Below are 20,892 nucleotides of genomic sequence, written 5' to 3'. Positions count from 1 at the left end.
TATGACGCCGATCACAGAGGTGGAGGGGCGGCGGCTGGCCCTCAGCAATCTCGACAAGGTGCTGTATCCGGCCACCGGAACGACCAAGGGCGAGGTGCTCCACTACTACGCGGCCACCGCGGCGGGGGCTCTGCTCGCGCATCTGCACAACCGGCCCGTGTCCTTCCTGCGCTATCCGGACGGGCCGGACGGGCAGCGCTTCTTCACCAAGAATCCGCCTCCGGGTACGCCGTCCTGGGTACGGACCACCGCCGTTCCGCACCACGAGGACAGACAGGCCAGACAGGTGGTCGTGCAGGATCTGGCCTCGCTGATGTGGGCGGCCAATCTGGTGGTGGAATTCCACACGCCGCAGTGGCAGGCCGACGCGCCCGGGATCGCCGACCGGATGGTGTTCGACCTGGACCCCGGTGCGCCCGCGACCGTGGTGGAGTGCTGCGCGGTGGCACTGTGGCTGCGCGAGCGGCTGGCGGCGGACGGGTTGCCCGCGTACGGGAAGACCTCGGGGTCAAAGGGGTTGCATCTGCTCGTACCGCTGGAGCCCACCCCCGCCGATCGGGTGTCGGCGTACGCGAAAGGGCTGGCCGTCGAGGCGGAGCAGGAGCTTGCGGAGCTGGTCGTGCGCCGGATGACGCGGGCGTTGCGGCCGGGAAAGGTGTTCGTCGACTTCAGCCAGAACGCGGCGGCGAAGACGACCGCCACGCCCTATACGCTGCGCGCCCGGCCCGAACCGACCGTCTCGGCGCCCGTCACCTGGGCGGAGATCGAGGAGTGCCGGGCGCCGGGGGAGCTGGTCTTTCTGGCCGGTGACATGGGGGCGCGGCTGGAGCGGTACGGGGATCTGCTGGGGCCGCTCGTCGATCCGGACCGGGCAGGGCGGTTGCCGGCTGCACGGTAGGGGCGGGCGGGGCGGGGTCGGGGCGGCCGCCGTTCTGTCCTCGATCGCCGGACGAGCCGCTTCCATCGGTCGGTCGACGCGTCCGGAATTCGCCCCCGGAGCGCATAGCGCATGGCGGACGATCTTGTCATGTCCGTCAGGAAAAGACCGTATGTGGAGGGCGGAGCGTCCGAGCCGTGGTGCAGACTCCTCGCAGACACTGCTTCGTGGAATTGCGTGGGGAGGCGATGGCGTGTTCGCAGGGATCGACGAAGTCGACTGGGCCTCGATGGAGCATGCCTATGGGCCTGCCGATGATGTGCCGGCGATGCTGCGGGGTCTCGCGTCCGCCGATCCGGCGGTGCGCGAGGCGGCGCTGGACGGCATGTACGGGGCCGTCCACCACCAGGGTGATGTGTACGCCTGCACGCTGGCCTGCATTCCGTTTCTCTTCGAGCTGGTCGTGGATCCGGGCGTCCAGGACCGGGGCAGCATCGTCGAACTGCTCACCAGCATCGGCGGCATCGATCTGGACGGGGACGACGAGGACGAGATCGACGAGGACGAGATCGAGGGCGCGGCGAACTACGCGATGGCGGCGACCGCCGTCACCGCGGGCGCCGGGGTGTTCTTCGAGCTGATGGCCGACGAGGACCCGGGCGCGCGGCTCTCCGCGCCCCTGGCGCTCGCCACGCTCCACAGCCACCCGGTACGGGTCCTCGCGCTGCTGCGGGAGCGGTTGCCGGTGGAGCCGGCCGAGGAGGTACGGCTCGCCCTGGTGGAGGCCGCGGGGCGGATCGCCCTGCGGCATCGTTCGCTGGCCGGGCCAGTGGCCGACTGGCTGACCCGGCTGGCCGGTGAGGGTTTCCCGCCGGGATTGCGGCTGGCCGCGCTGGCCCAGCTGGCGCGGTGCGCGCCGGATGCGCTGCCGGGCGATGTCGTACGAGTGGTGACGGGGCTGCTGCGGCAGCTGCGCTCGGTGCCCGTGCGCCGGGCCGGGACGGCTCCCGCGGTCGATGCGCAGGCCGGTCCGGCCGAGGCGGTCGCGGCCGTCGACGCGCACTCGGAGGCGGCCGGGACCGGGGAGCCGCCCGTCGAGGAGCGGGCCGCGCCCGTGACCCTGGTGGGGCAGTTGCGGGCGCTGTCCGAGGAGGGGACTTCGGGGCGCACCGCCCCGTGGACGGCGGACCTGCTGCGGACGCTGCATGTCGGGCTCGACGACCGGGTCGCCGAGCGGACGGCACTGCTGACGGATCAGCTGCGCAGCCCCGACCACCAGCAGCGGATCGATGCGCTCCGGATGAGCAGCGGGCTGATCCGGGCCTGGCGCGGCTCGTACGAGGAGCTGGTCCGACTGGTGGGTGAGCAGCTCGCCACCCCCGAGCCGCGGCTGGCCGAGACCGCCGCGCATGTGCTGGAGGAGCTCTTCGGGCTCGCCGCGCCCGCCGCCGATGCGCTGGCGGCCCGGGTGGTGGCGGACCCCGGCGCCTGGATTCAGGACTGGCCGAGCGGGCCTCCGGGGCTCGGCAGCGCGGTGAAGGCGCTGGCCAGGCTCGGTGACGCCCGTGCCGTGCCCGCGCTGGCCGCCGCGCTGGAGCGGCCCGAGGTGCCGCACGACGTGGGATTCGCCATCGACTGTATGGGGACGGCAGCGGCCCCGCTGACCGCTCTGCTGCGCCGCCGGCTCGGCGAGGTCCGTCTCCACGAGGGGGCGTACGACCAGGCGAGCCCGCTGCTCGCGGGGCTGACCGCGCTACGGGCGGACGAGGCGATGCCGGAGGTGCTGCGGGTGCTGCGCGGCGCGCCGGAGTACCGGGGCGAGTGGCTGCGCACGGCGGCGCTGCGGGCCCTCGGTTCGTTCGGGCCCGCGGCGCACGGCGCCGTACCGGAGCTGCGGGTTCTGCTGCGCCGCCCCGGGAACACCTCGGCGACGGAGGTCGCGGAGGCCCTGTGGGCGGTCGACGGGGACGCCGACGCCGTGCTGCCGGTGCTGATCGAGGGCCTGCAGGCGGAGCGGGTCCACGAGCGGCGCTCCGCGGTGAACGCGCTGGGCAGGCTCGGGACGCGGGCGGCGGTGACGGCGCCCCGGCTGCGCGCACTGCTCGGGCACGAGGAGCTGTGGCTGCGGGTGGATGCGGCGATCGCGCTGTGGGACGTGTCCGGGCGGGCCGAGGAGTCCGTGCCGGTGCTCCTGGCGGCCTGGGAGAAGAACCGTCACGTCCGGGTCCGGGTGGCGGAATGTCTGGCGCGGACGGGTGTCGCTGGTGCAGGGTCGGACGTGGCACATGTGCTGCGCGCCGAACTCGCCTCCGTACGCCGTCACAACGCGATGGACGGCGGATACGGCAGCCACGACACATACGAGGACGAAAAGCTGCTGGCGCTCTGCCGGCAGGCGCTTCTGGGCAGTACGGGGAAGGGACCCACAACATGATCATTTTCGGTACGCGGGGTTATCTGTACCAACTGGCCATCCTGACGTTGGTCTGCGGCTGGTGCGGCAATCCCGCCGCGCACACGCTGCGCAAGCGGGTCACGAAGTTCACGCTGTTCTTCGTGCCGCTGTTCCCGTTCTCGACGAAGTTCGCGACGCAGTGCACGTTCTGCGGCGGGGAGCAGCAGATCCCGAAGGAGCAGGCCGAACAGCTGCTGGCGCAGCATGCCGCCTCGCAGGGCGGCAATCCGTTCGGGCAGGCGCAGGGACAGGGGCAGGGACAGCCGGGATACGCGCCCGGCGGACAGGGACAGAACCCGTACCAGCGCTGAAGCAGCATCCCAACCGGCGCCCCAACCGTCACTAAATAGACAAAAATGACTTCCTTCCGAATAAGGTCTATGAGGCACAGACCGCGAGAAGGGAGGGTGTCATGCGTCCGCATCGCCGGGTGCAGCGCCGCACGGCGGCGGCCTTCGGGGCCGTCGTCGGCGCAGTGCTGCTGGTCGGCTGCGGCACCAGCGGCGGGCTGCGGAGCGCCGGAGCGACCCCGACCGCCATCGGGCCCGCCCGGCTCTGGCCCGAGCTGCCGCCGGCCTCCGCCGCTCCGTACGACTACGGCGAGGGTGAGACCGCGCGCATCCCGGGGATCGAGGTGCCGGACGGCGATGTGCACCGTCTGGATCCGGTGGCGGTGGTGCAGGCGGGCCTGAAAGCCCGGCCCAACCGGTCCAGCGGCACGGTCGGCCTCTCCGCCGACACGGTCCGCCGCATCACCGCGTGCCGTACCGAGCCGGCTTCCTGTCCCGTGCTGCAGCCCTACTTCCGTGATCTGACGGGCGACGGCAAGGACGAGATGGTGCTCGGCGTCCGGTTGCCCGGCCGCCAACTCTCCGTACGGGTCTATATGCCGGAGGCGGGCGGGCTGACCCGGATCCTGTCCACCGCGGACGCCGTGATCAGCGTCGAGCTGGCCGGGCGGGATCTGATCATGCGGGTGCCGTCGGCCATCACCGGGTACGAGTACCGCACCGCCTGGTCCTGGGACGGCAGACAGCGCGCGATGCTGCCCACCCGGGACGAGATCCTGCGGATGCCTGCGTCCCGGGCCCCGCAGCCGCACCCCACGACCACCGGCCCGACGACCCGGTCCACCACCGCCGGACCCACCGCCGCACCGTCCGTCGGCGTTTCCGCGGAGCGCCGATGAGGCGGCGCGGGGCCGGCCGGCACGGAACGAAGCGGCGCGGGCTGCGCGCACCTGCCTGGACCGCGACGCTCGCCTGGAAGTCGGCCGTCTTCATCACCGTGATGTGCTGCGTCCTCGCCGCGCTGCTGAGCGTGCTGGTCCACAACGAGGTGACCCGTCAGACCGTCGGTCAGGCCCGCGACAAGGCGCTGTCCCGGCTGGAGGACGTCACCGTCGCGTACGAGACGGGCGAGCCGCTCCCGCCGGGGTCCGGCATCGATCCGCCGGGGCTGCCCGCCTCCCTGCGCGCACTGGCCGCGGGCGGCGAAAGCGGCACGCTCGTCGCCCGTCACAACGGGCGTCCGGTCATGTGGGCGGCGGCTCCGGCCGACGGCCGTGCGCTGGCCACGGAGGTGGACTACAGCCAGAGCGCCCGCACGATCAACGATCTCGACGGGGCGATCGTCGGCTCCTCCCTGCTGGCCACCGGCGCCACCCTGCTCGTCGGCGCGTTCGCCGTCACCCGGGTCACCCGGCGGCTGCACCAGACGGCCCAGGTGGCCCGCCGGATCAGTGCGGGCGACCTCGACGCCCGCGTGGGCGACCCGCGCACGGCGGACCCTTCGCGCCCGCAGGACGAGGTGGCGATCGTCGCCGGCGCGCTGGACACGATGGCGTCCACGCTCCAGCGCAAGCTGCTGACCGAGCAGCGGTTCACGGCCGATGTGGCGCACGAGCTCCGCACCCCGCTCACCGGCCTCTCGGCCGCCGCCGAACTGCTGCCGCCTGGGCGGCCGTCCGAACTGGTACGGGACCGGGTCCGGACGATGAGGGGGCTGACGGAGGATCTGCTGGAGATCTCCCGGCTGGACGCCCGTACGGAGCAGGTCGATCTCGATGTCCACGAACTGGCGCCGCTCGTCGAACGCGTGGTCCGCGCATCCGGAACGGAGACCGAGATCCATTCCGGAGGAACCGCCGCAGGGCGACCGCGGGAGCACGTACAGGTCGAGACCGACAAGCGCCGCCTGGAACGGGTGCTGGGCAATCTGATCACCAACGCGCACAAGCACGGCCGCCCCCCGGTGGTAGTGACGGTCGACGGGCCGGTGGTGACCGTACGCGATCACGGGCCGGGATTTCCGGACTATCTGCTGGAGGACGGCCCGCAGCGGTTCCGCACCGAGGGCGGCAGCAAGGGACACGGTCTCGGGCTGACCATCGCCGTCGGACAGGCGGAGGCGATCGGCGCCGACCTCACCTTCTCCAACGCCCAGGACGGCGGGGCCGTGGCCCGGCTGAGGCTCCCCGAATACGTACGCCTGGACGACGAGGCGCCGGAAAGCCGGGACGAGCCGGAATCCGGACCGCATCACAAGGAGTGAGGGGCCGTCAGCCGGACCCGCCCGATGCCTGCCGCCGGGCAGACCCTCATGAACACGTCTGTGGACATACCCGCTATGACATAAGGGAAATAGACACCACCTCTTGCTACGTTGCGTGGCATGACCGCAACGACGGCGGACGCGCCCCCGCCCGATCCACGTCTGCCCAAGCGGCGCGGAGTCGAGCTGCTGCTCCTCGTCGGGGCCGTCCTCATCTCCGTCTACGGCTACGCCGCCGTCGGCCTGGCCAGGAACGACGCGGTCCCGCCCGATGTGGCCGGTTACGGCGCGGGCCTGGGGCTGCTCGCCCTCCTCGCCCATCTCGCGGTCCGCTTCCGTGCCCCGTACGCCGATCCGCTGCTGCTGCCCATCGCCGTACTGCTCAACGGGCTCGGCCTGGTGCTGATCTACCGGCTCGACCTGGAGACCCCGAAGGACCAGGCGGCCCCCACCCAGCTGGTCTGGTCCACCCTCGGCGTGGCGCTCTTCATCGCGGTGGTCGTCTTCCTGCGCGACCACCGGGTGCTCCAGCGGTACGCCTATCTCTCGGTCGCCGCCGCCCTGGTCCTGATGATCGTGCCGATCTTCTTCCCTGCGGTGAACGGTGCCAAGATCTGGATCCGGGTCGGCGGATTCTCCTTCCAGCCGGGCGAGTTCGCCAAGATCCTGCTCGCCGTGTTCTTCGCCGCGTATCTCGCCGCGAACCGCACCGCCCTCGCCCACACCGGCCGCAGAATCTGGAAGCTCCAGCTCCCCACCGGCCGGGTGCTCGGCCCGATCGTGGCGATCTGGCTGCTCAGCGTCGGTGTGCTGGTCCTGGAACGCGATCTGGGCACCTCGCTGCTCTTCTTCGGCCTCTTTGTGATCATGCTGTACGTGGCGACCGGCCGGACCGGCTGGATCGCGGTCGGTCTGCTGCTCGCCGCCGTCGGCGCGTTCGTCGTCGGCTCCTTCGAACCGCATGTGCACAGCCGGGTCCAGGACTGGCTCGACCCGTTCGCGTCCATCGACGCCGGCCGGGGCCCCAGCCAGCTGGCACAGTCGCTGTTCGCGTTCGCCGCGGGCGGGATGCTCGGCACCGGGCTCGGGCTCGGCAACTCCATCCTCATCGGCTTCGCCGCCAAGTCCGACTTCATCCTGGCGACCGCGGGCGAGGAACTCGGCCTGGCCGGACTGACCGCGGTCTTCCTCCTGTACGCGCTGCTCGTCGCCCGCGGCTACCGGGCCGGCCTCGCCCTGCGCGACCCGTTCGGGCGGCTGCTGTCGATCGGCCTCGCCTCGATCCTGGCGCTCCAGGTGTTCGTGATCGCGGGCGGGGTGATGGGACTGATCCCGCTGACGGGCATGGCGATGCCCTTCCTCGCCCAGGGCGGTTCGTCCGTCGTCACCAACTGGATCATCGTGGCGCTGCTGATCCGGGTCAGCGACCAGGCCCGCAGACCCCGTCCCGACCATGTCGAGACCGGAGTCATCGCGCCGATGGCGGAGGACGGGCTGTGATCCCGCCCCCGCGAACCGTGATCCCGTACCCGCGAGCCGTGACCCCGTACCCGCCGCGAGCCCCGGAGGCCAGGCCGTGATCCGCTACATCCGCCGGGCCGCCGCGCTCTGTCTGCTGCTGCTCGTGGCGCTGCTGCTGAACGCCGCCCGCATCCAGGTCTTCGAAGCCGACAGCCTGGACCACAATCCCGCCAACCGCCGCGTCACGATCACCCGTTACAGCGAGCCGCGCGGCAACATCCTGGTCGGCGGCAAGTCCGTCACCGACACCGAGGACACCGGCGAGCAGCTCAAGTACGAGCGCACGTACAAGAACGGCCCGCTGTACGCACCGGTGACCGGCTACGCCTCGCAGACGTACGGCACGACCCTGATCGAGAACGCCGAGGACGGCATCCTCTCCGGCACCGACTCGATGCTCGCCCCGTTCCCCCTGTGGAACGAGATCACCCGCAGCCGGCAGCCCGGCGGCAATGTCGTCACGACCATCAAGGACTCGATGCAGCGCGCCGCCTACGACGGGCTCGGCGGGCGGCGGGGCGCGGTCGCCGCCGTCGAGCCGTCGACCGGCAGGATCCTGGCACTGGTCTCGACCCCCTCGTACGATCCCGGGCGGCTCTCCGGCACCGGTTCGTCGGTCACCGACGCCTGGCAGCAGCTGAACGCGGCGAAGAGCCAGCCGATGCTCAACCGGGCGATCCGGCAGACCTATCCGCCGGGCTCCACCTTCAAGATCGTGACAGCGGCGGCCGCTCTCGACGCGAACGTCGTCACCGACCCCGACAACGAGACCGACACCCCGTCCCCCTATGTGCTGCCGGGTACGTCGACCACGCTCCCCAATGAGGCGGAAGGCTGCGAGAACGCCTCGCTCGCCGAGGCGATCCGGGTCTCCTGCAACACCGTGATGGCGGAGCTGGGGGTGCGGGTCGGGCTGAAGGGCATGGTGGACGCGGTACGGAAGTTCGGCTTCAACGACACCGGGCTGCAGATCCCGTCGGGGGTGGCGAAGAGCAACTTCGACACCGAGATGTCCGACGACCAGCTGGCGCTCTCCTCGATCGGGCAGTTCGACACGACGGCGACACCGCTCCAGATGGCGATGGTGGCTTCGGCCGTGGCGAACGGCGGCGACCTCAAGTACCCGTATCTGGTGGACCGTACGACCACGAGAAGCGGCTCGACCGTCCACCGGAACGGCTCGCACACCTACCACCAGGCGATGAGCCCTCGGACGGCCGTGCAGTTGCGGCGGATGATGGTCGACGTCGTGGAGCAGGGCACGGGGGCCAACGCCGCGATCGACGGGGTGGAGGTCGGCGGCAAGACCGGCACCGCACAGCACGGCATCGACAACTCGGGCAGGCCCTACGCCTGGTTCATCTCCTGGGCGCAGGCGCCGGACTCGGCGCAGCCGGCCGTCGCGGTCGCCGTGGTCGTCGAGGACGCGGCCGCGAACCGGGCCGACATCAGCGGCGGCGGCAGCGCGGCCCCGATCGCCCGTTCCGTCATGCAGGCGGCTCTGGGAAAATGAGCGCGTGACGGACGCGGGTGAGGTGGGCCGGGCGCTGGAGCGGATCGGGCGGGAGGATCCGCGCCTGTGCGCGTTCATCGAGGTGTGGCCCGAGAGGGCGCTCGCCGACGAGGCCCGGGCCCGTCGGCTTCCGCTGGCCGGTATGCCGTTCGCGGTCAAGGGGCCGGCCGGTATCCGCTCGTACGCGACCCGGCGACTGGTCGCGGCCGGTGGTGTCCCGGTCGGCGCGACCTCGGTGCCCGGTCCCGGTACGCCCTGGCAGACCTGGGGGCTGGGCGCACACGGCCGTACGGTCAACCCGTGGCACCCCGAGCGCACACCCGGCGGCTCCTCGGCGGGCTCGGCGGTGGCGGTCGCGGCGGATCTGGTGGGGCTGGCGACCGGCAGCGACGGGGCGGGGTCGGTACGGATTCCGGCGGCATGGTGCGGGGTGTTCGGCCTGAAGACGACGAACGGCCTGCTGCCCTCCCCCGACCGGTCCGGGCTCGCCTCCGCCGGGGTGCTGACCCGTTCGGCGGCCCGGGCCCGGACCTATCTGAGCTGTGTCCTGGACAGCTGCGAACCGGCGACGACGGATCTTCCGATCCCCGCTGTCTTCAGCCCCGATCTGGGGTATGCGGAGGTCGACCCGGAAATCGAGTCGGTCGTCCGGCGCGCGGTGGGGCGCCTCGTGACGGGCGGGGTGGTGCGGCTCGTGGACCGTACGTGCGAGCTGCTCGACCCGCGAGAGGCGTGGGAGGCGGTCCGGGGCGGGGAGCCGTCCCCGGCCGCCACGGAGATCCGCCGCGAGAACGACCGCCGGCTCGACGCCCTGTTCTCCCGTACCCCTCTGCTGCTCACCCCGACCACCCCCAACCGCCCGCACGGCCACGAGGGTCCGGGCGATCTCTACTCGACCGCACTGACCTGGGCCTTCAATCTCAGCGGGCATCCCGCGGCTAGTGTGCCCGCCGGGTTCACGGCGGACGGCTGCCCGGTCGGGCTGCAGTTGGCCGCGGAGCGCGGGGCGGACGTCCCACTGCTCGGAATGGCCCTTGCGGTGGAGCGTGTGCTGATTACCGTGCGGCCATGACACACAAGGACCGACAGACCGGCCATGAGCCGGCCCGGGTGAACACGGCCCGCCTCGGATTCCCGGCAGCAGGCCACGTACAGCATGGGGCTGGGCATCCCCTACGCGCGGGACGAGGCGTCGTTCCGCGCGAGTGTGCGGGAACTCGACGCCGGAGGCTCGTCCCCCGGGTCCCCGCCGGGCGGCCGCTCTGCTCTCAGTCCCCGGACGCGCCGGCCCCGCCCTGCGCCATCGCTTCTTCGACCTCCGCGACCCTGGCCTGTTCCTCCGCCGCGAAACGGTCCCGGTCCAGTTGTTCGGCCAGTTCCTCGTCCTGGGCCATCAGCAGGTCCAGGCTGGAGTCGCCGAGCTCGAAGACGCCCATGTCGACGTAGGCCTTCTGGAGCCGTTCGCCCCACAGGCCGATGTCCTTGACGCACGGCACTATCCGGCTGAACAGCAGCTTGCGGAAGAGCTGCAGAAACGGTGACTGCTCGGAGAGTTCCTCGGCCTCCTGCTTGCGGATGCCGAAGTTCTCCAGCACCTCGACGCCCCTGAGCCGGTCGCGCATCAGATAGCAGCCCTCGATGACGAACTCCTCGCGTTCGCGCAGTTCGGCGTCGCTCAGCTGCTTGTAGTAGTCGCGCAGCGCCATCCGCCCGAAGGCGACGTGCCGGGCCTCGTCCTGCATGACGTACGCGAGGATCTGCTTGGGCAGCGGCTTGGTCGTCGTGTCGCGGATCATGCCGAACGCGGCCAGGGCGAGGCCCTCTATGAGGACCTGCATGCCGAGGTAGGGCATGTCCCAGCGGGAGTCGCGGAGGGTGTCGCCGAGCAGGCCCTGGAGGTTGTCGTTGATCGGGTAGAGCATCCCGACCTTCTCGTGCAGGAACCGGCTGTATATCTCCGCATGCCGGGCCTCGTCCATGGTCTGGGTCGCGGAGTAGAACTTCGCGTCCAGGTCGGGGACGGACTCCACGATCCTGGCGGCGCAGACCATGGCGCCCTGCTCACCGTGGAGGAACTGGCTGAACTGCCAGGCGGTGTAGTGCTTGCGCAGCTCACCCCGGTCCTGGTCGGTCATCTTCGCCCAGTGCGGCGTGTCGTACAGGGTGAGGACGTCGTCCGGGGTGCCGAGCGGGTCGGCGGGGTCGACCTCCAGGGACCAGTCGATGCGTTTGTTGCCGTCCCACTGCTTGTCCTTGCCCTTCTGGTAGAGGGCGAGCAGGCGTTCGCGGCCGTCGTCGTAGTCCCAGCTGAAGCGGGCGGCGCCGGAGGCGGGCACCTGCCACAGCGGTGTGCCGGGGGCGGTGGTGTAGAGGTCGTGTGTCGACACGGACGGCTCCTTCTCGCCTTGCGTGCTCCGATAAGTTCCGTGGCGGTTAAGACCGACCGGCAAATGGGGGGCGGCGTCGCGGGGCTGGGCACGCGCATCTGCCGCGTTGTCGTCAATCACCATGGCTCCTTCCCCAAGCTCTCGGCTGCGCTCGAGCAGGGGAGACCCCATCTGTCTCAATCCTCCGCCTTGCAGCTGCACGCACCCAGCCCCGCTCCTTCTCCCACCCCCCATTTGCCGGTCGGTCTAAGTCAGTTGGCAGGTTCACACGTTGGTAGACGCCGGGTCAACAAGTCGTGCGCAAGGGATTGACGGCCTTGCTGACGGATAGTCTCATAAGAAGTGACCGCCGGTAACCCATGTGCGAGGTGCCTCCAGCCATGACGACAGTGACCGAACGCGACGTGCAGTTGCTTCGCGATGCACTCGGCCCGCTCCGGGATCGCGAGCAGATCGCCGAGCGGCTGCTCGAATCCTCGGCCAAGCACTCCTTCGATCCGGACAAGGAACTCGACTGGGAATCGGCGGCGGAGGACGGCAAGTGGTTCTGGCCGCCCGAGCTCGTCTCGCTCTACGACACCCCGCTGTGGCGGAGGATGTCCGAGGAGCAGCGGTCGGACCTGGCCAGGCACGAGGCGGCATCGCTGGCCTCACTGGGCATCTGGTTCGAGATCATCCTCATGCAGTTGCTGGTCCGCCACATCTACGACAAGCCGGTGACCAGCAACCACGTCCGCTACGCGCTCACCGAGATAGCCGACGAGTGCCGGCACTCGATGATGTTCGGCCGCATGATCAAGTGGAGCGGGTCGCCCGACTACCCCGTACCGCGCGTCTATCACAACCTCGCACGCGTGCTGAAGACCATCTCCACCACGCCCGGTTCGTTCGCCGCGACCCTGCTGGGCGAGGAGATCCTCGACTGGATGCAGCGGCTGACGTTCCCGGACGAGCGCGTCCAGACGCTGGTGCGCGGTGTGACCCGCATCCATGTCGTCGAGGAGGCGCGGCACGTCCGGTACGCCCGCGAGGAGCTGCGCCGCCAGATGGTGACCGCCCCGCGCTGGGAGCGCGAGCTCACCCGGGTGAGCTGCGGCGAGGCGGCCCGTGTCTTCTCCGTCTGTTTCATCAATCCGCTGGTGTACGAGAACGTCGGTCTGGACCGCCGAGAGGCCGTCGCCCAGGTGAAGGCGAGCGGCCACCGGGCGGAGATCATGCAGACCGGCGCGAAGCGGCTGACGGACTTCCTGGACGACATCGGGGTACTCAACGGGGTGGGCCGCAGGCTGTGGAAGAGCTCCGGCCTGCTCGCCTGAGCCGACGCCCCGTTGCCCGTTCGGGCGGAGCGCCTAGGCTTCATGGCATGACCACTGCCGCGCCGCCGACCCGTGCGTACCGAAGGCTCAGCGTCGAGGAGCGCCGCACCCAGCTCCTCGGTGCGGCGCTCACCCTGTTCGCACACCGGGCTCCCGACGAGGTCTCGCTCGACGAGGTGGCGACGGTCGCCGGGGTCTCCCGCCCGCTCGTGTACCGCTACTTCCCGGGCGGACGACAGCAGTTGTACGAGGCGGCGCTGAGGTCGGCCGCCGAGAAACTGATCCTGTGCTTCAGCGAGCCGCCCGTGGGGCCACCCACCGAGCGGGTGCTGCGGGTGCTCGACCGTTATCTCGCCTTCGTGGACGAGCACGACGCCGGTTTCAGCGCACTGCTGCGCGGCGGAAGTGTCGTCGAGACCTCCCGTACGACCGCGATCGTCGACGAGGTGCGGCGGGCGGCGGCCGAGCAGATCCTGCTGCACCTGGGCCGGGGCGGCACGGATGCGGGGGCCGAGCCCGGCCCCCGGCTGCGGATGATGGTGCGCACCTGGATCGCGGCCGTCGAAGCGGCGTCCCTGATATGGCTGGACGAGGGGAAGCAGCCCGCCGCGGCCGATCTGCGCGACTGGCTGGTCGACCAGCTGATCGCGTTGCTGGCCGCGACGGCGGCGACGGACCCGGAGACCGCGTCGGCGGTGGCGGAGCTGCTGCCTCTGGAGAACGCCGCAGGCCCGGCCGGGCAGCTGGCGGAACGACTGATCCCGGTGGTCGGCGGGGCGGCCCATCTGCTGCCCGAGGGCTGATCGGTCAGACTGGGACGGTGAGAAGCGAGAACACCCCCTTCACCGGCGGCCCCCTGGACGGGCGGGTCCTGCCCGTGCTCGTCGGTCCGACCGGCCATCCGCCCAAGTGGTACGAGGTCCCGGTACCGGCCGCCGACGGCGGGCCCGCCACCGTGTACGCGTACCGCCGGGTGCCCGCCGGTCACTCCAAGCGGCTGGGGATTCCGCGGGGCTGGGTGTACGAGTACGCCCCCGAGGGCCGTGTGCGGCACAGCCCCAAGTGGCCCTGGTCGAAGCCTGACTGAGGGTGCGACACCCGGCGGGACGGAGGGATCGGTCTAAGATCGACGCTCTGGTGCCGGGCACGGTCAGCAAGGGGGTGCGCCATGGAGGCGCTGCGTCAGGACGATCCACGCCGCATCGGTCCGTACGCCGTGCTGGCCCGGTGCCGCGAGACCGCGAGCGCCGTGCAGTACCTCGCGCACGACACGGCCGCGGACAGACCCGTGGTGATCACCGCCGCCCGCCCCGAACTCGCCGCGCTGCCCGCCTTCCGGCGCCGCTTCCAGGCGGAGGCCCGCATCGCGGACCGGCTGGCCGGCGGCTGGGTCCAGCCACAGCTCGACGCCCCGGCCGATGACGCGGACGACGACCTGCCGTGGACGGCCGGCCCCTACGTACCGGCGCTGACGCTCTCCGAGGCGATCGGGCTCGTGGGGCCGCTTCCCGAGCGTGCTGTGCGGATACTGGGCGCGGGCATCGCCGAGACCCTCTCCCGGGTGCACGCCACCGGTGCCGTGCTCCAGGGCCTGGCTCCCGGGACAGTGCTGCTGGCCGAGGACGGGCCGCGGCTCACCGCGTTCGGCCCGCTGGGCGCTGCGGCCGCTGCCGAGGCCCGGACCGGCGGGCAGTTGTCCGTACGGCTCGGCTATCTCACCCCGGAACACGTTGAGGGAGAGGAGCCCGGACCGGCCTCGGATCTCTTCGTGCTGGGCCTGCTGCTGGCGTACGCGGCGACCGGCACGACCCCGCTCGCCGACGGCCCGGCCGCCGAGGGCGCCGAACGGATCGCCCGCACGGACCCCGAACTCGGCGCGGTCCCAGAGGAGTTGCGCGGCCTGATCGCCCGCTGCCTCGCGAAGGACCCGGCCGACCGGCCGAATGCGGGAACAGTGGCGGCGGAGCTGGCCCTCGAGGGGGCGGCGGGCCTGGCAAAGGACGACTGGCTGCCGGAGCGGTTGGCGGCTGCGGTGACGGAACAGCGGCTGAGGGTCGGGGAGTTGGTGTCGGCCGGTCGTCCGGTGGATGCGCCGGTCGACGGGCCCGGCGACGAACCTGCGGACGCCGTACCGTCGGGCGCACCGGCCGACGCGCCCGGCCGCGAACTCGCCCCCGCCCGGGACACCCGTACCGCTCAACTGGGCGACATCGGGCGTCACGTCCCGAGGACCGACCGGCCCACGACCCAGCTGTCCGTACCGCGCGAACTCACCGCGCCCCCTGCCGCGCCCGCCGCCGGCCTTCCTGCCGTGCTCCCGCCCGTCGTTGTGCCGCCGCCCCGCCCGCTGCCGGTCCCCGTGGCTCCCGCCGCCTCCCCGGCCGCTCCCGCCTCCCCCGCCGTCGGTCGGCGCAGCCTCTTCATCGGGCTCGCCGCGGGGGCCGCCGGGCTGGTGGTCGGCGGGGGTGGGGGGCTCGCACTCGGGTCCGGTGACGGGGGGACGACGGACGATCCCAAGCCTGCGCCGAGCCGCAGCGGTCCCACCGTCGCGGGGCTGCCGCCCCAGCCGCGCTGGGTGTACACGCACCCGGCGGCCGAACCTCCGCCGCTCACCGCCGCCCTCTGGAACGGCCGGCTGTTGGTGCTGACCAGCGAGAACGGGGCGACCGGCATCGATCTGCGTACCGGGCGCCGGGTCTGGGAGAACACGGACGCCGCCAAGGGACAGGCCGCACTGCCGGCCGGGCAGGATCTCTGTTTCGTCGCCGGTCCGTCCGAGTTCCTGTGGCTGTCGCCGAAGGACGGCAAGGTCGCGCACCGGGCGGGATACGCGGACGGGTTCACCGGGGCGCCGAACCTCGCGGTGTCGGGGGTCGTCGGCACTTTCGGACCGGTGGTCTGGTTCACCGGCTCCAACAAGGTGACGGTCAAGGCCCCGGCTCCGAAGAAGGGCAAGAAGCGGGGCAAGGACACTCAGGTCGTCAAGTCGTACCTCTTCGCCTACGACGTCCTGCAACGCAAGGAACTGTGGCGGACCACCGTGCCCACCGGGCGCGGGCCTGCCGCCCCTGTCTACCGGCTGATCGCTGTCGGGCAGGACGACTTCGTCGTACGTCAGAGCACAGGCACGCTGACACCCGGCGATGTGAAGGCCGCCAAGGGGAAAGCCGTCTTCCGGGGCTTCGACCAGAAGACCGGAAAGCTGCTGTGGAGCAGGTCGTTCGGCACGATCGCACCGGACGGGGCAGCCATGGGCGACGACCGGGGCCTGTTGTACGCGGCGGTGGGTGACGATCTCCAGGCCTTCGAGATCCCCGCAGGCAAGCCGAAGTGGACGCTGAACGGCACCACCGGGACTCCGTACGGGACCCCAGCCGCCACCGGAACGCTTCTGCACACCACCAATCGCAACCAGGAAGTGGGCGCGGTCGACCGGGAGACGGGGCGGCCGCGCTGGCGACGCTCGACGGAGGCGGCACCCGGCACCGCCGCCCCCGCGGTGACGCTCAGCACGACCGGCAGGACGCTGTTGGCCGCGGACGGGGCCCAGGTCACCGCGTTCGCCGCGCAGGACGGGCGACGGCTGTGGAAGTTCCAGGACATCGGGTCGCAGGACCCGAAGGGGCCCACGGTCACCGCTCCCTACCGGGTGCTGGCGGCCGGAAGGACCGCCGTCGTCCAGCGCGACCGGATTTTCTACGCCTTTCCGGTCGCCTGAGCGAAGGCTCAGGGGGTCCGCCCCCGCCCGCCGCCTTCCGGGCGAACCCGTCTGCCGCCACACCGCACGGTTCTTGCATCTCGTGACACCGAGTGACCGTATTTGATGCGCTCACTCATGGGGAAGTCCCATGACTCGCCCCGTCACCGGAGGTGATGTCGTGTCAGGCGGATTCCTGCGTGCGGTCTGCACTGCGACCCTGACCACGCTAGTCGTAACCTCGCCGGCAGCCGCCGCTCCCGTGGACCCGAGCCCCGCCGCGGGCCCCGCCGCGAATTCGGCCGCCGCCCCCGCGGCCACGAACAAGAGCGTCGCCCAGCTGCTGACCGAGCTGCACAAGCTGTACCAGCAGGCCGAGGAGGCCACCGAGACGTACAACGGGACCGCGGCGGAGCTGAAGAAGCGCAAGGCGCAGACGAAGAAGCTCCACACCTCCCTCGTCGCCGCCCGGACAGCGCTGTCCGACAGCCACGACGAGGCGGGGCAGCTGGCCCGTGAGCAGTATCAGGGGCAGTCCGACATCTCCTCGTACATACAGCTCCTGCTGGCGCGTGATCCCGAGCACTTCCTGGACCAGGAGCATGTGGTCCGGCGTGCGGCGGCCGGGCGGGCGGCCACTGTGGAGCGGCTCACCGGCGCCGAGAAGCGCGCCGACGACCTGGCGGCCGAGTCCCGCAAGGTGCTGGACCGGCAGCAGGCTCTGGCCACGAAGCAGAAGAAGCAGCGGGACGCGGTGCAGTCACGGCTCAAGGCCGTCGAGGCGAGACTGGCCACGCTCTCCGGCACACAGCTCGCCGAGCTGTCCCGGCTGGAACAGCAGGACATGACGGACGCTCAGGTCGCCCTGGCCGCCTCGGGCGCCCTGTCCTCGACCGGGTCACCGTCCCGGGCGGGCGGCGAGGCGGTGAAGTACGCGATCGGGCAGGTGGGCAAGCCGTATGTGTGGGGCGCGGAGGGTCCGAACTCGTTCGACTGCTCGGGGCTCACCTCGCAGGCCTGGGCGAAGGCGGGCCGGGTCATTCCGCGGACCTCGCAGGAGCAGTGGCGGCAGTTGCCGAAGGTTCCGCTCAACGCGCTGCGCCCGGGCGACCTGGTGATCTACTTCCCGAAGGCCACCCATGTGGCGTTGTACATCGGCAACGGCCAGGTGGTGCAGGCGCCCCGGCCGGGTTCGCAGGTGAAGGTCTCGCCGGTGGCGTCGAATCCGCTGCTGGGTGCCGTACGGCCGGATCCGCGGAGCGCGCCGCTGTCCGCGTACAAGTCGCCGCAGCTCCCGCAGGGGGCGTCCTCGGGCTCGGACGCGGGGTACAGCTCGTCGGCGGCGCCCGAGCAGTAGCCGGCCGGGGGCCGTGACGTCCGCACATGACAGCCGGGCCGAGTCCCGTCGGATTCCCGACGGGACTCGGCCCGGCTGCTGTGGTCAGGCGGCCGATGCGGCCCCGGACACCTCGGCGAGGTACGCGTTCGTCTTCTCCGGGTCGAAGAAGAAGTTCTCGAAGTCCGCCGGGTTGTTGAAACCGTTGGCGAAGCGGTTGGCGACCGGCTGGAGCTGGCCGGCTGCGCCGATCAGGTTCAGCACGTGCTCCGGCGGAACGCCGAGCATCGCGTTGGTCCACTTCACGACGTGCTGCGTGTTCTCCCAGTGCCGGTCGAACGTGGCCTGCATCCACTCGGCGTCGAACTCGCGGTCGCCGTGCTCGAGAATCGAGTTCAGGTAGGAGTTCGCGCACTTGGAGGCCGTGTTGGAGCCCTGGCCGGTGATCGGGTCGTTGGCGACGACCACATCCCCCACACCAAGGACCAGACCGCCGCCGGGCAGCCGGCCGATCGGCTTGCGGACGGTCGGGGCGTAACGGCCCGCCAGGGTGCCGTTGGCGTCGGTCAGTTCGACCTTGGTGGCGCGGGCGTACTCCCACGGCAGGAACCGCTCCATGAGCTCCAGCGTCTTCGCGAGGTGCTCGGAGGGGTCCTTGATGCCCTGGAAGACGTCCAGCGGGCCACCCGGGACGCCCTCCCAGAACAGGATGTCGGCGCGGCCGGACATGGTCAGGGTCGGCATCACGAAGAGCTCGCCGACACCGGGGACCAGGTTGCAGCGGACCGCGTCGAACTCGGGGTGCTCGGGGCGCGGGCCCATGCCGTGGACGTACGCGACGGCCAGGGCGCGCTGCGGGGCGTCGAACGGCGAACGGGACGCGTCCCGGCCGAACATGGAGACCAGCTCGCCCTTGCCCGCGGAGACCATCACGAGGTCGTAGGTGCGGGAGAAGTAGTCCAGGTCGGAGACGGCGGCGCCGTGGATGACGAGCTGTCCGCCGCGCTGGGCGAAGGTCTCCATCCAGCCGGCCATCTTCACGCGCTGGTCGACGGACTGGGCGAAGCCGTCCAGCTTCCCGACCCAGTCGATGGCGCGGGAGGAGTCGGGAGCGGCGACCGAGACGCCGAGGCCCTCGATGCGCGGGGCCTGGGACTCCCAGAAGTTGAGCTGGTAGTCACGCTCGTACTGGAGCGCCGTGTCGAACATGCACTGCGTCGACATGACCCGGCCGGAGCGGATCTCGTCGGCGGTGCGGTTGGACATCAGGGTGACTTCGTACCCTCGGGACTGCAGTCCGAGGGCGAGCTGGAGACCGGACTGACCGGCTCCGACTATGAGTATCTTCCGCATCGCGGTTCTCCGTTACGTGTTGCGTGCGAGCTATGCCGGGGTGGCATCGAGGGCGTGGCCGACGAGGGCCAGCAGCGACTCGACGACGGTGATCCTGTTACGCGCGTCCATGATCACAACAGGCACGTGCGGCGGCACAGTCAGGGCCTCCCTGACGTCCTCCGCCTCGAACCCCGGCGTTCCTTCGAAGTGGTTGACGGCAACGATGTACGGCAGGCCGCAGCTCTCGAAGTAGTCGAGTGCGGGGAAGCAGTCGGCGAGCCGCCGGGTGTCGGCGAGCACGACCGCACCGATCGCGCCACGCACCAGGTCGTCCCACATGAACCAGAAGCGCTGCTGGCCCGGTGTGCCGAACACGTACAGCACGAGGTCGTCGTCGAGCGTGAGCCGGCCGAAGTCCATCGCGACGGTCGTGGTGACCTTGTCGGGTGTCGCGGAGAGATCGTCGGTCTCCTCGCTGGCCTGGGTCATCACCGCTTCGGTCTTCAGCGGGGTGATCTCGGAGACCGACCCCACGAAGGTCGTCTTGCCCACGCCGAACCCGCCCGCGACCACGATCTTCGTGGCGACGGGGGCCCTGGTGTGGTCCAACTGCCAGGCCTGCAGCGATTCCTCGGCCTGGTCCTTGACCCCCGGCTGGCGCGGGGTGAAGAGCGGCGACTCAGAGACGGCGGAGTCCATTGAGCACCCTTTCGAGCAGTGCGCGGTCGGGCTGGCCGGTGCCGTGACCGGTCCCGTACACGCGGATCTTTCCCTGGTCGGCCAAGTCGCTGAGCAGCACCCGCACCACACCGAGCGGCATCTTCAACAGGGCGGAGATCTCAGCGACCGTACGCATCCGGCGGCAGATTTCGACGATGGCCTGGAGCTCCGGCATGACGCGGGTGGCCAGGTTGCCGTTGGTCAGCTCGCGGCGCTCCTCGGGCGCTTCGAGCGCGGCGACGAACGTCTCGACGAGCAGGACGTGGCCGAAGCGGGTGCGACCGCCGGTGAGCGAGTACGGGCGGACCCGTGCGGGCCTTCGGTCGGACCCGCGGACGGGGAGCCTGCGGGCGGGTTCAGCAGCGGGCGTCACTGGGCGCTCTCCATCGATTTGCGCAGTTCACTGCGGAGTTCGGGGGTGAGTACGTGTCCGGCTCGGCCGACGAAGAGCGCCATGTGGTAGGCGATGACGCTCATGTCGCAGTCCGGGGTGGCGTGCACACCGAGCAGCGAGCCGTCGCTGATCGACATGACGAAGACGCTGCCCTCGTCCATGGCCACCATGGTCTGCTTGACGCCGCCGCCGTTCATCAGTTTGGCGGCGCCGACAGTGAGGCTGCCGATGCCGGAGACGATGGTGGCCAGGTCGGCGCTGGAGCCCTTCGGGCCGTCCTGCCGGCCGGTGTTCTGAGTTGTCAGATGGCCGGGGTCGGAGGAGAGCAGCATCAGTCCGTCGGACGAGACGACGGTGACCGAGTGGACCCCTGGCACCTCCTCCACGAGATTGCTCAGCAACCAGTGAAGGTTCCGGGCCTCGGTGCTCAGCCCGAATGTGCTGGGCGCAGTCAACTGCGTGCCTCCTCGACTGTGTCCCCCGTCTCATCGGTTCGGCCGTCGCTACGGTCGGCCGGCTCACTGTGCTCGGTAGGTGCGGAGCGCCCTGCGTGTGCGGGGCCCCCGGGGAACGGCTGGGTCGCCGTGATCTCGGCGATCTCCGCCTCGACGTCCCGGCGGCCGTCCTTCGCGCCCTGGTGGAAGCCGCCGAGCCGACGACGCAGCGCCTCCTTGTCCAGGCTGCCCTTGCGCTCGGTGCTGGATGCCGTGGTGGGCTTGACGACCGTTGGGGGTGCGCTTGGGCAGCCCCTTGTCCGTGATGCGCTCCTGCTGCAGCTGCGCGTGCTG

At 71.0% G+C, this 20,892-nt stretch carries 18 protein-coding genes and 1 pseudogene; 13 read left to right on the top strand and 6 right to left on the bottom strand.

All coding sequences use genetic code 11. The annotated features are described in order from the left end of the window. Position 1 precedes the first annotated feature (1 nt). From ligD to GA0115254_RS07045, 8 genes are all read left to right on the top strand, one after another. Positions 2 to 898: a non-homologous end-joining DNA ligase gene (ligD, locus tag GA0115254_RS07080; RefSeq protein WP_093894433.1), complete on the top strand. Its 897-nt coding sequence runs from the start codon at positions 2 to 4 to the stop codon at positions 896 to 898. A 232-nt stretch (positions 899 to 1,130) separates the two neighbouring features. Then, positions 1,131 to 3,311, top strand: coding sequence for a HEAT repeat domain-containing protein (locus tag GA0115254_RS07075; RefSeq protein ID WP_093894432.1), 2,181 nt, complete (start codon positions 1,131 to 1,133; stop codon positions 3,309 to 3,311). After that, entirely contained in the window at positions 3,308 to 3,643 is a 336-nt protein-coding gene (locus GA0115254_RS07070; protein WP_093894431.1) for a zinc ribbon domain-containing protein, read from the top strand. Before GA0115254_RS07075 ends, GA0115254_RS07070 begins: the two co-directional genes overlap by 4 nt. A 101-nt stretch (positions 3,644 to 3,744) precedes the next feature. Then, positions 3,745 to 4,521, top strand: a complete 777-nt coding sequence (locus GA0115254_RS07065; RefSeq protein WP_256102435.1) for a hypothetical protein — start codon at positions 3,745 to 3,747, stop codon at positions 4,519 to 4,521. Then, the gene (locus GA0115254_RS07060; RefSeq protein ID WP_093894430.1) at positions 4,518 to 5,885 is read left to right on the top strand and encodes a sensor histidine kinase; all 1,368 of its coding nucleotides are present in this window, start codon (positions 4,518 to 4,520) and stop codon (positions 5,883 to 5,885) included. The genes GA0115254_RS07065 and GA0115254_RS07060 overlap by 4 nt, the downstream gene beginning before the upstream one ends. Positions 5,886 to 6,005: 120 nt before the next feature. Further along, entirely contained in the window at positions 6,006 to 7,385 is a 1,380-nt protein-coding gene (locus GA0115254_RS07055) for an FtsW/RodA/SpoVE family cell cycle protein (RefSeq protein ID WP_093894429.1), read from the top strand. 76 nt (positions 7,386 to 7,461) lie between these two features. After that, the gene (locus GA0115254_RS07050) at positions 7,462 to 8,919 is read left to right on the top strand and encodes a peptidoglycan D,D-transpeptidase FtsI family protein (protein WP_093894428.1); all 1,458 of its coding nucleotides are present in this window, start codon (positions 7,462 to 7,464) and stop codon (positions 8,917 to 8,919) included. Between the two features lie 4 nt (positions 8,920 to 8,923). Further along, on the top strand, positions 8,924 to 9,991 hold the full coding sequence (locus tag GA0115254_RS07045; protein ID WP_093894427.1) for an amidase family protein: 1,068 nt from the start codon (positions 8,924 to 8,926) through the stop codon (positions 9,989 to 9,991). A gap of 196 nt (positions 9,992 to 10,187) precedes the next feature. Here the strand turns inward: GA0115254_RS07045 and GA0115254_RS07040 are convergent, their stop codons facing one another. Further along, positions 10,188 to 11,306 (bottom strand): ferritin-like domain-containing protein, encoded by a 1,119-nt coding sequence (locus tag GA0115254_RS07040; RefSeq protein WP_093894426.1) that lies wholly within the window; start codon positions 11,304 to 11,306, stop codon positions 10,188 to 10,190. Between the two features lie 380 nt (positions 11,307 to 11,686). Here GA0115254_RS07040 and GA0115254_RS07035 point away from each other — a divergent pair, with 380 nt between their 5' ends. From GA0115254_RS07035 to GA0115254_RS07015, 5 genes are all read left to right on the top strand, one after another. After that, positions 11,687 to 12,622, top strand: a complete 936-nt coding sequence (locus GA0115254_RS07035) for an AurF N-oxygenase family protein (protein WP_093894425.1) — start codon at positions 11,687 to 11,689, stop codon at positions 12,620 to 12,622. A 47-nt stretch (positions 12,623 to 12,669) separates the two neighbouring features. Then, positions 12,670 to 13,425 carry a TetR/AcrR family transcriptional regulator gene (locus GA0115254_RS07030; protein ID WP_093894424.1) on the top strand — a complete coding sequence of 252 codons (756 nt, stop codon included), beginning with the start codon at positions 12,670 to 12,672 and terminating at the stop codon, positions 13,423 to 13,425. 17 nt (positions 13,426 to 13,442) lie between these two features. After that, positions 13,443 to 13,709, top strand: coding sequence for a hypothetical protein (locus tag GA0115254_RS07025; RefSeq protein WP_093894423.1), 267 nt, complete (start codon positions 13,443 to 13,445; stop codon positions 13,707 to 13,709). Between the two features lie 81 nt (positions 13,710 to 13,790). Then, the gene (locus GA0115254_RS07020; protein WP_093894422.1) at positions 13,791 to 16,340 is read left to right on the top strand and encodes an outer membrane protein assembly factor BamB family protein; all 2,550 of its coding nucleotides are present in this window, start codon (positions 13,791 to 13,793) and stop codon (positions 16,338 to 16,340) included. Positions 16,341 to 16,500: 160 nt separating this feature from the next. Further along, a complete protein-coding gene (locus GA0115254_RS07015) occupies positions 16,501 to 17,676 on the top strand; it encodes a C40 family peptidase (protein ID WP_256102434.1) in 1,176 nt (391 codons plus the stop codon). An 84-nt stretch (positions 17,677 to 17,760) separates the two neighbouring features. On the opposite strand, the gene GA0115254_RS07010 is transcribed toward GA0115254_RS07015, so the two are convergent. From GA0115254_RS07010 to GA0115254_RS45185, 5 genes and pseudogenes are all read right to left on the bottom strand, one after another. Next, the gene (locus GA0115254_RS07010) at positions 17,761 to 19,008 is read right to left on the bottom strand and encodes a styrene monooxygenase/indole monooxygenase family protein (RefSeq protein ID WP_093894420.1); all 1,248 of its coding nucleotides are present in this window, start codon (positions 19,006 to 19,008) and stop codon (positions 17,761 to 17,763) included. Between the two features lie 30 nt (positions 19,009 to 19,038). Beyond that, positions 19,039 to 19,689 (bottom strand): GTP-binding protein, encoded by a 651-nt coding sequence (locus GA0115254_RS07005; RefSeq protein ID WP_093894419.1) that lies wholly within the window; start codon positions 19,687 to 19,689, stop codon positions 19,039 to 19,041. Further along, entirely contained in the window at positions 19,670 to 20,083 is a 414-nt protein-coding gene (locus GA0115254_RS07000; RefSeq protein WP_037689183.1) for a DUF742 domain-containing protein, read from the bottom strand. Before GA0115254_RS07000 ends, GA0115254_RS07005 begins: the two co-directional genes overlap by 20 nt. Further along, complete coding sequence (locus GA0115254_RS06995; protein WP_093894418.1) at positions 20,080 to 20,559, bottom strand: roadblock/LC7 domain-containing protein; 480 nt, start codon at positions 20,557 to 20,559, stop codon at positions 20,080 to 20,082. Before GA0115254_RS06995 ends, GA0115254_RS07000 begins: the two co-directional genes overlap by 4 nt. Then, a pseudogene (locus GA0115254_RS45185) lies at positions 20,556 to 20,892 on the bottom strand (histidine kinase); the annotation flags it as partial. The gene GA0115254_RS06995 and the pseudogene GA0115254_RS45185, both read right to left, overlap by 4 nt.

It is taken from the genome of Streptomyces sp. Ncost-T10-10d, from assembly GCF_900091955.1.
Lineage (GTDB): Bacteria > Actinomycetota > Actinomycetes > Streptomycetales > Streptomycetaceae > Streptomyces.
Note: the sequence above shows the minus strand (reverse complement) of the source record. Positions and strands in the feature narration are given on the sequence as shown.

Excerpts from the sequence above, each read along its gene's own strand:
- GA0115254_RS07070 (WP_093894431.1), top strand. The coding sequence starts at position 3,308 with ATGATCATTTTCGGTACGCGGGGTTATCTGTACCAACTGGCCATCCTG.
- GA0115254_RS07065 (WP_256102435.1), top strand. The coding sequence starts at position 3,745 with ATGCGTCCGCATCGCCGGGTGCAGCGCCGCACGGCGGCGGCCTTCGGG.
- GA0115254_RS07010 (WP_093894420.1), bottom strand. The coding sequence starts at position 19,008 with ATGCGGAAGATACTCATAGTCGGAGCCGGTCAGTCCGGTCTCCAGCTC.
- GA0115254_RS07005 (WP_093894419.1), bottom strand. The coding sequence starts at position 19,689 with ATGGACTCCGCCGTCTCTGAGTCGCCGCTCTTCACCCCGCGCCAGCCG.
- GA0115254_RS07035 (WP_093894425.1), top strand. The coding sequence starts at position 11,687 with ATGACGACAGTGACCGAACGCGACGTGCAGTTGCTTCGCGATGCACTC.
- GA0115254_RS07030 (WP_093894424.1), top strand. The coding sequence starts at position 12,670 with ATGACCACTGCCGCGCCGCCGACCCGTGCGTACCGAAGGCTCAGCGTC.
- GA0115254_RS07060 (WP_093894430.1), top strand. The coding sequence starts at position 4,518 with ATGAGGCGGCGCGGGGCCGGCCGGCACGGAACGAAGCGGCGCGGGCTG.
- GA0115254_RS07055 (WP_093894429.1), top strand. The coding sequence starts at position 6,006 with ATGACCGCAACGACGGCGGACGCGCCCCCGCCCGATCCACGTCTGCCC.
- GA0115254_RS07020 (WP_093894422.1), top strand. The coding sequence starts at position 13,791 with ATGGAGGCGCTGCGTCAGGACGATCCACGCCGCATCGGTCCGTACGCC.
- ligD (WP_093894433.1), top strand. The coding sequence starts at position 2 with ATGACGCCGATCACAGAGGTGGAGGGGCGGCGGCTGGCCCTCAGCAAT.